The sequence below is a fragment of the Streptomyces sp. NPDC001903 genome (assembly GCF_042891345.1).
Classification (GTDB): Bacteria; Actinomycetota; Actinomycetes; order Streptomycetales; family Streptomycetaceae; genus Streptomyces.
The window spans coordinates 264549-279806 of the sequence record NZ_JBIASZ010000010.1 but is presented as its reverse complement, the minus strand read 5'-3'; the positions used below and the strand labels follow the sequence as shown (position 1 = coordinate 279806).

Here is a 15258-nt window from a genome sequence, read left to right as displayed (position 1 = left end):
CGGCGAGCAGCCGGTCGGGGAGGACTCGCCGACCTGAGAACGGACCGGCCGGACCTACGCGCCCTCGGCGGCCAGCTCACGCACCGCGTCCGCGAATGCGTCCCCGCGCTTGTTGTAGTTCGCGAACATGTCCATCGAGGCACAGGCCGGGGCCAGCAGAACCGTGTCGCCGGGCTCTGCGAGCCGGGCCGCTTCCCGGACCGCTGCGAGCATCGCCCCAGTGTCGGTCCGGTCGAGGTCGACGACCGGGACCTCGGGGGCGTGTCGCGCCAGCGCCTCGGCGATCAGCGCCCGGTCGGCGCCGATCAGCACCACGGCGCGCATCCGCTTCGCCGAGTTCTGGACGAGCTCGTCGAAGGTCGCACCCTTGGCGAGGCCGCCGGCGATCCACACGATCGGCTCGAAGGCCGCCAGGGAGGCCTCGGCGGCGTGCGTGTTGGTGGCCTTGGAGTCGTCGATGTACGTGACCCCCGCGACCTCGTCCACGTACGCGACGCGGTGCGCGTCGGGGCGGAAGTCGCGCAGGCCGTCGCGGACCGCGCGCGGCGCGACGCCGAAGGCGCGGGCCAGGGCCGCCGCGGCGAGCGCGTTGGCGATGTTGTGCGGGGCCGGCGGGTTGACGTCCTTGACCTCGGCGAGCTCCTGGGCGTTCTTCTGCCGGTTCTCGACGAAGGCGCGGTCGACGAGGATGCCGTCGACGACGCCGAGCATGGACGGGCCGGGAGCGCCGAGGGTGAAGCCGATCGCCCGGCAGCCCTCCTCGACGTCGGCGTTCTCGACGAGCTTCTCGGTGGCCGGGTCGGCGACGTTGTAGACGCAGGCGACCGTGTTGCCCTCGTAGATGCGGCCCTTGTCGGCGGCGTACGCCTCCATCGAGCCGTGCCAGTCCAGGTGGTCCGGGGCCAGGTTGAGCACGGCCGCCGAGTGGGCGCGCAGCGAGGGGGCCCAGTGCAGCTGGTAGCTGGAGAGTTCGACGGCGAGCACGTCGTACTTCTCCTCGCCGAGCACCACGTCGATGATCGGGGTGCCGATGTTGCCGACGGCCGCGGTCTTCAGGCCCGCGGCCTTCAGGATCGACGCGAGCATCTGGGTGGTGGTGGTCTTGCCGTTGGTCCCGGTGATCGCCAGCCACGGGGCCGCGTCCGGGCCGCGCAGCTGCCAGGCGATCTCGACGTCGCCCACGACCTCGACGCCGGCCGCCGCGGCGGCCGCGAAGAGCGGGCTGTCCGGCTGCCAGCCGGGCGAGGTGACCACCAGGTCGGTGCCCTCGGGCAGCGTCTCGGCGTCCGCGAGCCGTACCGGGATGCCCAGCTCGCCGAGTTCGGCGGCCCGGGCCCGGTGGCCCTCGCTGTCGCCGCCGTCGACGACGGTCACCGATGCGCCGAGGCCGGCCAGGGCGCGGGCGGCACTGATGCCGCTCACGCCGAGACCGGCGACGGTGATGTTCTTGCCCTGCCAGGACGTCACTTGTCCGCTGCCCATCCCGCGTAGAAGAGTCCGAGACCCACGATGACGCACATGCCCTGGATGATCCAGAACCGGACCACCACCAGGACTTCGGACCACCCCTTCAGTTCGAAGTGGTGCTGCAGCGGGGCCATCCGGAAGACGCGCTTCCCGGTGAGCTTGAAGGAGCCGACCTGGATGACGACCGACATGGTGATGAGGACGAAGAGGCCGCCGAGGAGGGCGATCAGGAACTCCGTGCGGGAGCAGATCGCGAGACCGGCGAGGGCGCCGCCGAGGGCCAGCGAGCCGGTGTCACCCATGAAGATCTTGGCGGGCGAGGTGTTCCACCACAGGAAGCCGAAGCAGGCGCCCATCAGCGCGGAGGCGACGATGGCGAGGTCCAGCGGATCTCGCACCTCGAAGCAGGCGTTGGGGTTCGTCAGGGTCTGCGCGTTGGCGCACGACTCCTGGAACTGCCAGACGCCGATGAACGTGTACGCGCCGAAGACCATCACCGCGGCGCCGGTGGCCAGACCGTCCAGACCGTCCGTCAGGTTCACGCCGTTGGACATCGCCAGGATCATGAACAGCGCCCAGACCACGAACAGCACCGGGCCGATCGACCAGCCGAAGTCCGTGACGAACGACAGCTTGGTGGAGGCCGGGGCGTTGCCGCGGGCGTCCTTGAACTGCAGCGCGAGCACGGCGAAGGCGATGCCGACGATCAGCTGGCCGGCCATCTTGGCCTTGGCCCGCAGACCAAGCGAGCGGCGCTTGACGATCTTGATGTAGTCGTCGAGGTAGCCCACCAGGCCCATGCCGGCCATCAGGAAGAGCACCAGCACGCCGGAGAACGTGGGCTGACTGCCCGTGATCACCTTCGTCAGGCCGTACGCGATGATCGTCGCCAGGATGAAGGAGATGCCGCCCATGGTGGGCGTGCCCTTCTTCCCGGCGTGGCCGCGCGGGCCGTCGTCGCGGATGAACTGGCCGTAGCCCTTGCGGGCCAGCAGCTTGATCAGCAGCGGGGTGCCGATCACGGTCAGGAACATGCCGATGACACCGGCGAAGAGGATCTGCCTCATCGGTCGGCGACCTCGCCCTCACCGGACAGCAGAGCCAGAGCGACCCGCTCCAGGCCGACCGACCTGGAAGCCTTCACCAGCACGACGTCACCCGGGCGCAGTTCACTGCGCAACAGGTCGATCGCCGCCTGCGCGTCGGACACGACCACCGACTCCTCACCCCACGAACCCTCGTTATATGCGCCCAGTTGCAGCCAGGACGCTTCCCTGCCCCCGACTGCGACGAGCTTGCTCACGTTGAGCCGGACGGCAAGCCGTCCCACCGCGTCGTGCTCGGCCAACGATGCGTCCCCGAGCTCGGCCATGGGACCGAGCACCGCCCACGTGCGTCCCCCGTCGGCCCTGGCGGCGCCGCCCATCGCGGCAAGCGCGCGCAGAGCGGCCCGCATGGACTCGGGATTCGCGTTGTAGGCGTCGTTGACGATCGTCACGCCGTCCGCCCGCTCGGTGACCTCCATCCGCCACCGGGACAAGGTGCCCGCCCCGGAGAGCGCGGTGGCGATCTCCTCGACGGACATGCCCAGTACATGGGCGACGGCGGCCGCGGCGAGCGCGTTCGACACGTGGTGCTCACCGTACAGGCGCAAGGTCACTTCGCCGCACCCGGTGGGTGTGTGGAGTGTGAAGGAGGGCTGTCCTGCGGGTGTCATGCGGACTTCCGAGGCCCGTACGTCGGCGTCGTCGGCCTCGCCGAACAGCACCGTACGGGCCTTCGTCCGGGCGGACATCGCGCGCACCAGCGGATCGTCGGCGTTGAGGACGGCGACTCCGCCCTCGGCCTCGGCCGGCAGGGCCTCGACGAGTTCGCCCTTGGCCCGGGCGATCTGCTCGCGGCCGCCGAACTCGCCGATGTGGGCGGTCCCGACGTTGAGGACGAGTCCGATGCGCGGCGGGGTCAGGCCGGTGAGGTAGGCGATGTGCCCGATGCCGCGGGCGCCCATCTCCAGTACCAGGTGCCGGGTTTCCTCCGTGGCGCGCAGCGCGGTGAGCGGCAGGCCGATCTCGTTGTTGAGGGAGCCCGGGGTCCACACCGTGGGCGCGTGGGCCTGGAGCACCTGGGCGATGAGGTCCTTGGTGGAGGTCTTGCCGGCGGAGCCGGTCAGGGCCACCACATCGGTGCCGAGGCGCTCGACGACGGCCCGGGCGAGGGTGCCCAGGGCCTTCTCGACGTCGGCGACGACGATCGCGGGTACCCCGACGGGCCGGGCGGCGAGGACGGCCGCGGCCCCGGAGGCGACCGCGCGCTGCGCGTAGTCGTGGCCGTCGACGTGCTCGCCGGCGAACGCGGCGAACAGGCTGCCGGCCTCCACCTGGCGGGAGTCGATGACCACGGGGCCGGTGATCCGCACGGACGGATCCGGTATGTCGTGGGGCCGCCCGCCGGTGATGTCGGCGATCTCGGCGAGGGAGAGGGCGATCACTGGTTCACCTCGGCCTGTCGGACGTTGCTGCCTTGCTGGCGTTCGATCGCGGCGCGGAGCACCGCGCGGTCGTCGAAGGGCCGTACGACGCCCGCCGTGTCCTGGCCCTGCTCGTGGCCCTTGCCCGCCACCAGCACGGTGTCGCCGGGCTCGGCGCGCGCGACGGCGGCGGCGATGGCCGCGGCCCGGTCGGCGTCGACGAGGACCGTGCCGCGCTCTTCGGCGGGTACGGAGACGGCGCCCCCGAACATCGCGGCGAGGATCGCGAGGGGGTCCTCGGAGCGCGGGTTGTCGGAGGTCAGTACGGCGGTGTCGGCGAACCGGGCGGCCGCGGCGCCCATCGGGGCCCGCTTGGTGGTGTCGCGGTCGCCGCCGCAGCCGAGCACGATGTGCAGCTTGCCGGTGGTGACCTCGCGCAGTGCGCGGAGCACGGATTCGACCGCGTCCGTCTTGTGCGCGTAGTCGACGACGGCGAGGTACGGCTGGCCCGCGTCCACCCGCTCCAGCCGGCCGGGGACCCCGGGGACCGCGGCGACGCCGTCGGCGGCGGTCTGCGGGTCGAGGCCGGCCGCGGCGAGCGTGACGATCGCGGCGACGGTGTTGGCGACGTTGAACGGCCCGGGCAGCGGGGCCGTGGCCCGTACGCGCTGCCCCTGGGGGCCGACCACGGTCAGCGAGGAGTCCATGTGCCCGAACACGACGTCCTCGGCGCGCCAGTCGGCGGCCGCGTCGCCCTCGGCGGAGAAGGTGACCAGCGGGATCGCGGCCTCCTTGGCCAGGCGGCGGCCGTACTCGTCGTCGATGTTGACCACTCCGAGGCGGGCCCGGCGCTCGGTGAAGAGCTGCGCCTTGGCCTGGAAGTAGTCCTCCATGTCCGAGTGGAACTCCATGTGCTCCGGGCTCAGGTTGTTGAAGACGGCGACGTCGAAGACGCATCCGTCGACCCGGCCGAGCACCAGGGCGTGGCTGGAGACCTCCATGGCGACGGCCTCGACCCCGCGTTCGCGCATGACCGCGAACAGGGCCTGGAGGTCGGTGGCCTCGGGGGTGGTGCGCTCCGACTTGATGCGCTCGTCGCCGATGCGCATCTCGACGGTGCCGATCAGACCGGTGGAGCGTCCGGCTCCGCGCAGGCCGCCCTCGACGAGGTAGGCCGTGGTGGTCTTGCCGGAGGTGCCGGTGATGCCGATCTGCAGCAGGCCCTCGCCGGGACGGCCGTAGATCGTGGCGGCGAGCTCGCCCATCCGGCCGCGCGGATCGGCGACGGCCAGGACCGGCAGGCCGGTCGCCGCGGCGCGTTCGGCGCCCGCCGGGTCGGTCAGCACGGCCGCGGCGCCGAGGGCGGCGGCCTGGGTGGCGAAGTCGGCGCCGTGCAGCTTGGCGCCGGGCAGGGCCGCGTACAGGTCGCCGGGGCGCACGGCACGGGAGTCGTGCGTGATCCCGGTGATCTGCGGGGGCTCCGCCGCGGCGGAGCCGCCGGGGGCTTCGATGCCCAGCAGCGCGGCCAGCTCGCCCAGGGGTGTCGGGCGGGCGGCCTGGGGCCGGGGCGCTCCCGGCGGCGTTGCCGGGGCGTCTTTCTGGGCGGTTCTGGGCTGATCAGCGTGGGGCACGGCGGTGAGCGTACCGGGCCCGGCGGGCCGCTCGCGAAGTGAGGGCCCGGCCGCGTGGCCGGCTGCCGACGGGTTCCCGGGTTTCGGGGTGATCGTTGTCACTGATGGTGCCTCACGGATTTCTGGCGGGCCGGCCGGCCCGCCGGGTCACTGGCCGGGCTGCCGGCTGGGCTGTGCGGAGGGCGCTGCGGAGGGCTGGGGGGCGGGTGCGGGGCCGGCGTCGAAGGTGACCGGGAGCCCCGCGGGGGCGGTTCCGGTCGGGGCGACCTGGAGGGTCTTGAGGGCGAACTCCATGACCTTCTTGTAGATCGGGCCGCAGATCTGGCCGCCGAAGTAGCTGCCCTTGGTGGGGTTCTGGATGGCGCAGTAGACGGTGATCCGCGGGTTGTCGGCGGGTGCGAAGCCGGCGAAGGAGGCGGTGTAGCCCTTGTACCGGCCGGTGGCCGGATCCACCCGGTTGGACGTGCCGGTCTTGCCGCCGACCCGGTAGCCGGGGATGCGGGCCTTGGTGCCGGTGCCCTCCTGGTCGTCGACGACCGACTCCAGCATCTCGGACAGGGTCTTGGCGGTCTCCGGGCTGATCACGCGGGTCTGCTCGGGCGCCGGGGCCGGGGTGAAGCGGCCGTCGGGGCCCTTGGTGCCGCGGACCAGGGTGGGTGCGATCCGCACGCCGCCGTTGGCGATGGTCGAGTACACGGAGGCCGCCTGCATGGCGTTGAGGGACAGGCCCTGGCCGAAAGGGATCGTGTACTGCTGGGAGGTGGACCAGGCCTCGGGCCGGGCGAGGATGCCGCGGGACTCGCCCGGGTAGTTCAGGCCGGTGGGCTGCCCGATGCCGAACTTGTTCAGGTAGGAGTAGAGGACCCGGTTGGCCTCGGGCTGGGTGGCGCCGAGCTGGCCGGTGGCCAGGATGGTGCCGATGTTGGAGGACTTGGCGAGGACCCCGTTGAGGGTCAGGTACCAGGTCGGGTGGTCGATGTCGTCCTTGAACAGCCGGTCGCCGCGGTGCAGCCGGTTGGGGACCTCGACGTGGGTCTCGGGGGTGGCCTTCTTCTCCTCCAGTACGGCGGCCATCGACATCACCTTGGCGGTGGAGCCGGGCTCGTACACGTCCTGGAGGGCGGCGTTGCCCATGGCGGCGGAGCTGGCCTTCGACAGGTCGTTGGGGTCGAAGCCGGGGGCGTTGGCCATGGCCAGCACCTCGCCGGTGCGGGTGTCCTGGACGACGACGTAGCCGCGGTCGGCCTCGGACTTGGCGACCTGCTCGGTGATGGCGCTCTGCGCCGCCCACTGGATGTCGCGGTCGATGGTCAGCTCGATGTCCTCGCCGGGCACGGCGGGCTTCTCGCTGGACCCGGCGGTGGGCACGCGGCGGCCGCCGGACTGGGCGTACGTGATCGCGCCGTCCTTGCCGGCCAGCTTCTTGTCGAGGGAGGACTCCAGCCCGCCGGCGCCCTTGCCCTCGGCGTTGACGTAGCCCAGTATCCCGGCGGCGAGGTCCCCGCCCGGGTACACGCGCTTGCTGCTGTCCTCGTTGAACACCCCGGCGAGGACGTTGGCGCCGGGGCCGTTGTTCTTCTTGTCGGCGGCGGCCTTGTCGGCGAAGACCCGCTTGAGGTCCTTGATCTGGTTCCAGACCTGGGGGGTCTGGCGGCGGGCCAGGACGACGTAGCGGGTGTTCTTCGTCTTGAGGCGGGCGGCGATCTCCTTGGCGTCCTTGCCGAGGATGGGCGCGAGGAGGGCGGCGGCCTGCTCGGGGGCGTCCGGGGCCTTGCTGTCCTGCGGGGTGAACATCTTCGGGTCGGCGGTGATGTCGTACGCGTCGACGCTGGTCGCGAGGGCGACGCCCTTGCGGTCGGTGATCTCGCCGCGCTCGGCGGCCAGGGTGTAGCTGGCGAAGCGGTTCTCGGAGGCCTTGGCGGAGTACGCGGAGGCGTCGACGGCCTGCACCTGGAGCAGCCGCACGACGAAGGCCAGCATGACGAGGGTCAGCCCGACGCTGACGAGCCGCAGCCGGGGCTTGGGGCTCCCGAGCCGGATGGTGTGCGGCTGCCTCGCGGGGCCGGGCCGCCGGGTCGCGGGCCGCGTGGTGGCGCGCGCCCGTCCCGGCCCGGAGCCGGGCCCGGGCACGCGCCGCCCGCCCGGGGCGCTCACGCGGCCACCGCCGCGGCCGGGCCCCGGCGCCGCCGCGCGGCCCGGTCGGGCCCGGTGGGGGCGGACGGACCTGTGCGGGGATCTCCCGCCGGGGGTGCCCCCGGCGGGAGCTGGGGGAGGGTCCGCGTCACGACGTCACCTTCCGGAGGTCGGGTTGGACTGGGGGGCACCGCCCGGCGCGGGCTGCCCGGCCTGCGGTGCGCCCGCCGGGCCGCCGCCCGGGGCGGAGCCGGGGGTGCCCGCCGGGGCGGAACCCTGCGCGCCGCCCTGGGCCGGGCCGGGGCCGGCCGCCGGGGCACCGCCGGAGGCGGGACCCTGGGTGCCGGCCGGAGCCGGGCCGGGGGCGCCCGCCGGGGCACCGCCCTGGGACGCTGCCGGGGCGCCCGCCGGGGCACCGCCCGGGGCCGGGGCGCCGGCCGCGGCGGCCGGGGGCGGCGGGGGCTCCGCCGGGGCCGCCGTGCCCGTCACCTTGCCGTCCGGGCCGATGAAGACCGGGCTGCCGCCCGGGACCAGGCCGAGCTCGTGCGCCCGCCGCTGCAAGGCGTCCGGCGCCGAGTACCCGTCCACGTCCCGCTGCAGCGCCTGCTCCTCGTCCGTGAGCGCGGTGGTCTCCTTCTTCAGCTTGCTCAGCTGGAAGGACCCCTGGTTGAGCGCCGAGTTCAAGAGCAGCAGGCTGATCAGCCCACCGGCCAGCAGCGCCACCACCAGCGCGACGAACGGCGTCCGCGCCGCCTGCCCCGCGGAGCCGCCCCGCAGTCGCCCCAGTCCCCCGGCTCTGCTCACAGCCGCGCCTCCCGGATGCGCTCGACCCCGCGGAAGCGGGCCGGTGCGGCCCGCCGGTTCTCGGCGATCTCCTCCTCCGTGGGCAGCTCCGCGCCCCGGGTGAGCAGCTTCAGCTTGGGCTGGTACTTCTCCGGCACCACCGGCAGCCCCGGCGGCGCCGTCGAGGCCGCGCCCGCCGCGAAGACCTGCTTGACCAGCCGGTCCTCCAGCGAGTGGTAGGAGAGCACCGCGATCCGGCCGCCCACCGCGATCCGCTCCACGGCGGCCGGGATCGCCCGCTCCAGGACCGACAGTTCGCCGTTGACCTCGATGCGCAGCGCCTGGAAGGTCCGCTTGGCCGGGTTGCCGCCCGTCCGCTTCGCGGCCTGCGGCAGCGCGTCGCGGATCAGTTCGACCAGCCGCGCGCTGTTCGTGAACGGCTCCTTCTCCCGCTCGCGGACGATCGCCGAGACGATCCGCTTGGCCTGCTTCTCCTCGCCGTACTGGCGCAGGATCCGTACGAGCTCGCCCGGCGGGTAGGTGTTGAGCACCTCGGCGGCGCTCATCCCGGTCGTCTGGTCCATGCGCATGTCCAGCGGCGCGTCCTGCGCGTACGCGAACCCGCGGTCGGCCTCGTCGAGCTGCATGGAGGAGACGCCCAGGTCGAAGAGGACGCCCTGGACCGCGGGGATGCCGAGCCGGTCCAGCACGTCGGGCAGCTCGTCGTACACGGCGTGGACGAGGGTGGCGCGGTCACCGAAGGGCGCGAGCCGCTCGCCGGAGAGCCGCAGGGCCTCCTTGTCGCGGTCGAGGCCGATCAGGTGCGCCTCGGGGAACCGGGTGAGCAGGGCCTCGCTGTGGCCGCCGAGGCCGAGGGTGCAGTCGACGACGACGGCCCCGGGCCCTTCCAGCGCCGGGGCCAACAGGTCCAGGCACCGCTGGAGCATCACCGGGACATGTCGGGACTCGCTAGTCAAAGCGCCCTCTCAGATAACGGCGCGGCAGGCATACGCCGCGCCGCGCACGCGGAGTGTTACCAGGGGGCCGGGCGGCCGGTCAGGGCCGGGCTCCGGCCGGTTCGCGTCACTTTAGTGCAACGGTCGCCGCGGTCAACGAACCGCCCCGCGCGCCGTGCGACCCACTCGTACGGAACCCCCAAAAGCCCCGAATCACCCGTATGGCCGCCGCCACCTCACCCCTGTGGGTTAGCTCACAACAAGGACGGTTGACGTTCTTTGTCCGCCCTCACTCCATGCCTTTACCAGCGGTGACCACTAACGTCGTAGGCATGACGACTTCCGCATCCCTGCCCGCAGAGACCACCCCCCAGGCATCCAGCGGCGGCTCCGTCACGGACCGGCTGGTCGCGGCGAACGGAAGGTACGCCGCGGCGTTCCAGGATCCCGGCATGGACGCCCGCCCCGTCCTGCACGTGGCCGTCGTGGCCTGCATGGACGCCCGTCTCGACCTGCACAAGGCCCTCGGCCTGGAGCTGGGCGACTGCCACACCATCCGCAACGCGGGCGGCGTGGTCACCGACGACACCATCCGCTCCCTCACCATCAGCCAGCGCGCCCTGGGCACCCGCACGGTGATACTGATCCACCACACCGGCTGCGGCCTCGAAAGCCTGACCGAGGACTTCCGGCACGAGCTCGAGGACGAGGTCGGCCAGCGCCCCGCCTGGGCCGTCGAGGCCTTCCGGGACGTGGACCAGGACGTCCGGCAGTCCATGCAGCGGGTCCGGACGAACCCCTTCCTGCCCCACCGCGACGATGTGCGAGGCTTCGTCTTCGACGTGCACACCGGACTCCTGCGGGAGATCGATCCCGCCTCGTGAGTGACACAGGGCCACAACGCCGTCAAGAATGCGGGAAGACGCCGCCCGGAAAACCGTCCGGGCCGGCGTCCGTGTCGGGGTGGGCCGGAGTGCGCTAGTGGCGTCGGCCCTGCGGAAAGGGCCGAGGAGAACCAGGTGACGACGTATGACGACCGAGCGAGCCTCGCGGATCTGACGAGCACGGCGGAGCGGGTGCGCCACTCCGTCGAGAGCGTGATCGAGGGCAAGCCCGAGGTCGTACGCATCGCGCTGACCGTGCTGCTCGCCGAGGGGCACCTGCTGATCGAGGACGTCCCCGGCGTCGGCAAGACGATGCTCGCCAAGACGCTGGCGAAGTCCATCGACTGCTCGGTGCAGCGCATCCAGTTCACGCCGGACCTGCTGCCCTCCGACATCACCGGTGTCAGCATCTACGACCAGCAGCGCCGCGAGTTCGAGTTCAAGCCGGGCGCGATCTTCGCGCAGATCGTCATCGGCGACGAGATCAACCGCGCCTCGCCGAAGACCCAGTCCGCGCTGCTGGAGTCGATGGAGGAGCGCCAGGTCACCATCGACGGCACGACGTACACGCTGCCGAGCCCGTTCATGGTGGTCGCCACCCAGAACCCGGTGGAGATGGAGGGCACCTACCCGCTCCCCGAGGCCCAGCGCGACCGCTTCATGGCCCGCGTCTCCGTCGGCTACCCGAGCCCCGACGCCGAGCTCCAGATGCTCGACGTGCACGGCGGGGTCTCCCCGCTCGACGACCTCCAGGCCGTCGCGCACGCCCACGACATCGTCAAGCTCATAGAGGCCGTCCGCGAGGTGTACGTCGCCGAGCCCGTCCGGCGCTACGTCGTCGACCTGGTCTCCGCGACCCGCAGCCACCCGGACCTGCGCCTGGGCGCCTCGCCCCGCGCCACCCTCCACCTGCTGCGCGCCGTGAAGGCCTCCGCCGCCCTGTCCGGCCGGGACTACGTCCTGCCCGACGACGTGCAGGCGCTGGCCGCGCCCGTCCTCGCGCACCGTCTGCTGCCCACCGCGCAGGCCCAGCTGAACCGGCGCACCGCCGAGCAGGTCGTCCACGACATCCTCCAGCGCACCCCCGTCCCCGCCGCGCACGCCCGCGGCGAGATGCCGCCCGGCGCGGGCATCCGGGGCTTCTGATGAGCGCCGGTGCCCCGCGCGGCGCCGGCGAGGGCCGCGGCGGGCTGCGCGCCTCCCTGGCGGGGCTGACCACCCGCGGCCGGTCCTTCCTGGCCGCCGGGGTCGCCGCCGCGCTGTGCGCGTACGTGCTCGGCCAGGGCGAACTGCTCCGGGTCGGGCTGCTGCTCGCCGCCCTGCCGCTGATCTGCGTCCTCGCCCTGCACCGCACCCGCCACCGGGTCTCCGGCAGCCGCCGGCTGACCCCGATGCGGGTGCCCGCGGGCTCCGAGGCCCGGGTCCAGCTGCGCATGGAGAACGTCTCCCGGCTGCCCACCGGACTGCTGATGCTCCAGGACCGGGTGCCGTACGTGCTCGGCCCCCGGCCCCGCTTCGTCCTGGACCGGGTCGAGCCCGGCGGGCGCCGCGAGGTCTCCTACCGGGTCCGCTCCGACCTGCGCGGCCGCTACCCGCTGGGCCCGCTCCAGCTGCGCCTGACCGACCCCTTCGGGCTGGTCGAGCTGACCCGCTCGTTCAGCGCGTACGACACCCTCACCGTCATCCCCCGCACCGAGGCCCTGCCCCCGGTCCGGCTGACCGGCGAGACCTCCGGCTACGGCGACGGCAGCCGCCGCTCGCTGGCCCTGGCCGGCGACGACGACGTGATCCCGCGCGGCTACCGGCGCGGCGACGACCTGCGCCGGGTGCACTGGCGCTCCACCGCCCGCTACGGCGAGCTGATGGTGCGCCGCGAGGAGCAGCCGCAGCGCAGCAGGGCCACGGTCCTGCTGGACACCCGCGGGGCCGCCTTCGAGGGCGCCGGACCGGACTCCGCGTTCGAGTGGGCGGTGTCCGGGGCCGCTTCGACCCTGCTGCACCTGCTCGAGCAGGGCTTCTCCGCACGGCTGCTGACGGACTCGGGCACCGCGGTGCCCGGCGACGGCGGCGGCTTCTCCTCCGGCGGGCAGGAGTCCGCGGAGGCCGCCGGGCTGATGATGGACACCCTCGCGGTCGTCGGGCACTCCGACGGCGCCGGGCTGACGCGCGCGTACGAAGCGGTGCGCGGCGGCGGCGGCGGGGGCTTCACCGGAGCCGGCGGTGACGGGCTCCTCGTCGCCTTCTTCGGAGACCTGGACGACGTACAGACGGAAGTGGCGGCCAAGATGCGCGGGCGCTGCGGGGCCGCGGTGGCCTTCGTCCTGGACTCCGCGCTGTGGGACGGGCGGCCCTCGCGGGTGGAGGCCCGCACGGGCAGGCTGCGCGACGCGGGCTGGACGGCGCTGGCCGTGCCGCCCGGGGTGGCGTTCGGAGAGCTGTGGCGCCGGGCCGGGAACGCTCCGCTCGGCACGGGTACGTCCGGAGGTTGGGGATGAGCGGGCGGGCGCGCGTGACGCTCTTCGCGATGCTGGCGACGCTGCTCACCTCGTGGTCGCTGGCCGCGCTGGTGGACTCGTCGGGCTGGGTGCTCGAGGCGGGGGTCCTGCTGGCCGTGCAGAGCGCGGTGGGCGCCGGGGTCCGGCGGGTGCCGCTGGGGCGCACGCTCACCGTGGCGTCCCAGGTGCTGGTGTCGCTGCTGGTGCTGATGTTCCTGTTCGCGGGCAAGGGCGAGTCCACCGGGACCGGGCCGATGGCCTACCTGGTGACGGACTTCGGCGCCCTGTTCCAGCGGGGCGTCCAGGACGTCGGCGAGTTCGCGATCCCGGCTCCGCTGACGGACGGCATCCGGCTGCTGCTGCTGTCCGGGGTGCTGCTGATCGGGCTGCTGGTGGACCTGCTGGCGGTGACCCTGCGGACCGCCGCCGCGGCCGGGCTGCCGCTGCTCGCGCTGTACTCGGTCGCCGCCGGTCTCTCCGGCGGCTCCGGGGCCTCCTGGATCTCCTTCCTGCTGGCCGGCTGCGGCTACCTGTTGCTGCTGCTGGCCGAGGGCCGCGACCGGCTCGCCCAGTGGGGGCGGGTCTTCGGCGCGGCCCCGAGCGCGCGGGCCGCGTCGGGCTCGGGGTACGGCGGCGTCGGCGCGGGCTCCGGCCAGGCGCTGGCCCCCGTACGGACCGGGCGGCGGATCGGCGCGGTGGCGCTGGGCATCGCGCTGGCGGTGCCGGCGGCGCTGCCCGCGCTCGGCGGCGGGCTGCTGGGCGCGCAGGGCGGCGAGTCGGGCGACGGCGGCTCCGGGGTCGGCGGGACGATCTCGGCGGTCAACCCGCTGGTGTCCCTGCAGGGCAGCCTGAACGCCCAGGACAACCGGGTGGTGCTGAAGTACCGCACGGACAGCCCGCAGCTCGGCGAGCAGTACCTGCGGATCCTGGCCCTGGACGAGTTCAACGGCGTCAAGTGGGAGGCCTCGGGCCGGGCCCTGACCGACGTGCCGGAGCGGCTGCCGGCCCCGCCGGGGCTGAGCGATCCGGTCCGCCGGACCGGCACCGAGGTGCGGACGAGCATCTCCGCGGCCGACACCTACGCCCAGCGCTACCTGCCGATGCCGTACCCGGCGACCTCCGTGGACATCCCGGGCAAGTGGCGGTTCGAGCCGGCCGGCCGGACCCTGGTCGGCGACCAGCTCGGCCGGGACAGGTTCCAGAACGTCCAGGGCGCGATGTACACGGTGCGGAGCCTGCTGCTGCGGCCCACGGCGGAGCAGCTGCAAGCGGCGCCGGAGCCGGATCCGCTGATCAAGGCCGAGTACACGAAGATCCCGGACAACATCCCGGCGGTGGTCGGCGATACGGCCCGCCAGGTGACGAAGGGCGCGAAGGACGACTACACGCGTGCGGTGAAGCTCCAGGACTACTTCGCCGTGAACGGCGGCTTCCGCTACGACACGAAGGTGGCCTCGGGCACGGGGCCGCAGGCCATCGCCCGCTTCCTCGCCGACAAGGAGGGGTTCTGCATCCACTTCGCGTTCTCGATGGCGGCCATGTCGCGCTCGCTCGGGATCCCGGCGCGGGTGGCGGTGGGGTTCACGCCCGGCGAGAAGCAGTCGGACGGCAGCGTGAACGTGTCGATGCGGGATGCGCACGCCTGGCCGGAGCTGTACTTCGAGGGCGTGGGCTGGACCCGGTTCGAGCCGACGCCGCGCCAGGGCATCACGATCCCGGACTACTCCCGGGCCGAGCTCCCGGCGGCCCAGCCGTCCGCGCCGACGGCGCTGCCCTCGCAGGGCGCGGCGCAGCCGTCGGCCGCGCCGTCCAAGGCCGACGACTGCCCGCCGGAGGCGAAGAAGCTCGGCGAGTGCGGGGCGGCGGCGCCTCAGGCGAAGGCAGGTTCCGGTGGCGGCGGCCCGTCGCCGCAGACGGTCCTCACCTGGGCGCTGTCGATCGCGGCCGTACTGGCCCTGCCGCTGCTCCCCCTGCTGTGGCGGACGCGGCTGCGCAAGCGGCGGCTGGCGACGGGGCAGGTCCTGCAGGCGTGGCAGGAGCTGGCGGACGCGGCCTGGGACGTGGGCATCACCCCGGACGAGGCCCTGTCCCCCCGCCGGGCGGCGGCGAGGGTGGTGGAGCTGGGCCGGCCTGCGCCGGAGGCGGCGGATGCCGTGCACCGGGTCGCCGAGGCGGTGGAGCGCTCGCTCTACGCACCGCCGGGCACGCAGGCGGCGTACGAGGGCCTGGGGGCGGACGTCCTGCTGGCCCGCGCCGCGCTGCTGGCTCCGCTGGGCCGCGTGGCCCGCGCCCGCGCGGTGCTCCTCCCCCGCTCGTCGGCGCGCCTGCGCTGGTCGGCCGCGGCCCGCTGGTCGGCCCTGACGGCGGCCGTCACGGCCCGGCTGGCCCCCGTCGCGGCGCTGCTGTCCCGGCTCCCCCTGCGGGGCCGCGGCTGAGGCGGGC

11 protein-coding genes are annotated in these 15258 nt (G+C 73.7%); 4 read left to right on the top strand and 7 right to left on the bottom strand.

What is annotated here, in order from left to right; genetic code table 11:
• Window positions 1-54: 54 nt before the first annotated feature.
• The 7 genes from murD to rsmH form a co-directional block, all read right to left on the bottom strand.
• Complete coding sequence (murD, locus tag ACFYZS_RS23410) at window positions 55-1482, bottom strand: UDP-N-acetylmuramoyl-L-alanine--D-glutamate ligase (RefSeq protein ID WP_389015768.1); 1428 nt, start codon at window positions 1480-1482, stop codon at window positions 55-57.
• The gene (mraY, locus tag ACFYZS_RS23405) at window positions 1464-2534 is read right to left on the bottom strand and encodes a phospho-N-acetylmuramoyl-pentapeptide-transferase (RefSeq protein WP_389015765.1); all 1071 of its coding nucleotides are present in this window, start codon (window positions 2532-2534) and stop codon (window positions 1464-1466) included. The genes murD and mraY overlap by 19 nt, the downstream gene beginning before the upstream one ends.
• On the bottom strand, window positions 2531-3955 hold the full coding sequence (gene murF, locus ACFYZS_RS23400; RefSeq protein ID WP_389015762.1) for a UDP-N-acetylmuramoyl-tripeptide--D-alanyl-D-alanine ligase: 1425 nt from the start codon (window positions 3953-3955) through the stop codon (window positions 2531-2533). The genes mraY and murF overlap by 4 nt, the downstream gene beginning before the upstream one ends.
• Window positions 3952-5667, bottom strand: a complete 1716-nt coding sequence (locus tag ACFYZS_RS23395; RefSeq protein ID WP_389015759.1) for a UDP-N-acetylmuramoyl-L-alanyl-D-glutamate--2,6-diaminopimelate ligase — start codon at window positions 5665-5667, stop codon at window positions 3952-3954. Before ACFYZS_RS23395 ends, murF begins: the two co-directional genes overlap by 4 nt.
• Window positions 5668-5712: 45 nt before the next feature.
• Window positions 5713-7719: a peptidoglycan D,D-transpeptidase FtsI family protein gene (locus ACFYZS_RS23390; RefSeq protein WP_389015756.1), complete on the bottom strand. Its 2007-nt coding sequence runs from the start codon at window positions 7717-7719 to the stop codon at window positions 5713-5715.
• Window positions 7720-7854: 135 nt separating this feature from the next.
• Window positions 7855-8502 carry a hypothetical protein gene (locus ACFYZS_RS23385; RefSeq protein WP_389015753.1) on the bottom strand — a complete coding sequence of 216 codons (648 nt, stop codon included), beginning with the start codon at window positions 8500-8502 and terminating at the stop codon, window positions 7855-7857.
• Entirely contained in the window at window positions 8499-9428 is a 930-nt protein-coding gene (gene rsmH / locus ACFYZS_RS23380) for a 16S rRNA (cytosine(1402)-N(4))-methyltransferase RsmH (protein WP_389015878.1), read from the bottom strand. The genes ACFYZS_RS23385 and rsmH overlap by 4 nt, the downstream gene beginning before the upstream one ends.
• A 278-nt stretch (window positions 9429-9706) precedes the next feature.
• On the opposite strand from rsmH, the gene ACFYZS_RS23375 reads away from it, so the two are divergent.
• The 4 genes from ACFYZS_RS23375 (at window position 9707) to ACFYZS_RS23360 (ending at window position 15251) form a co-directional block, all read left to right on the top strand.
• Window positions 9707-10321, top strand: coding sequence for a beta-class carbonic anhydrase (locus ACFYZS_RS23375; RefSeq protein WP_389015750.1), 615 nt, complete (start codon window positions 9707-9709; stop codon window positions 10319-10321).
• A gap of 135 nt (window positions 10322-10456) precedes the next feature.
• The gene (locus ACFYZS_RS23370; RefSeq protein ID WP_389015747.1) at window positions 10457-11467 is read left to right on the top strand and encodes an AAA family ATPase; all 1011 of its coding nucleotides are present in this window, start codon (window positions 10457-10459) and stop codon (window positions 11465-11467) included.
• A complete protein-coding gene (locus ACFYZS_RS23365) occupies window positions 11467-12816 on the top strand; it encodes a DUF58 domain-containing protein (RefSeq protein ID WP_389015744.1) in 1350 nt (449 codons plus the stop codon). The genes ACFYZS_RS23370 and ACFYZS_RS23365 overlap by 1 nt, the downstream gene beginning before the upstream one ends.
• Window positions 12813-15251 carry a transglutaminaseTgpA domain-containing protein gene (locus ACFYZS_RS23360; protein ID WP_389015741.1) on the top strand — a complete coding sequence of 813 codons (2439 nt, stop codon included), beginning with the start codon at window positions 12813-12815 and terminating at the stop codon, window positions 15249-15251. Before ACFYZS_RS23365 ends, ACFYZS_RS23360 begins: the two co-directional genes overlap by 4 nt.
• The last annotated feature ends 7 nt before the right edge of the window (window positions 15252-15258 follow it).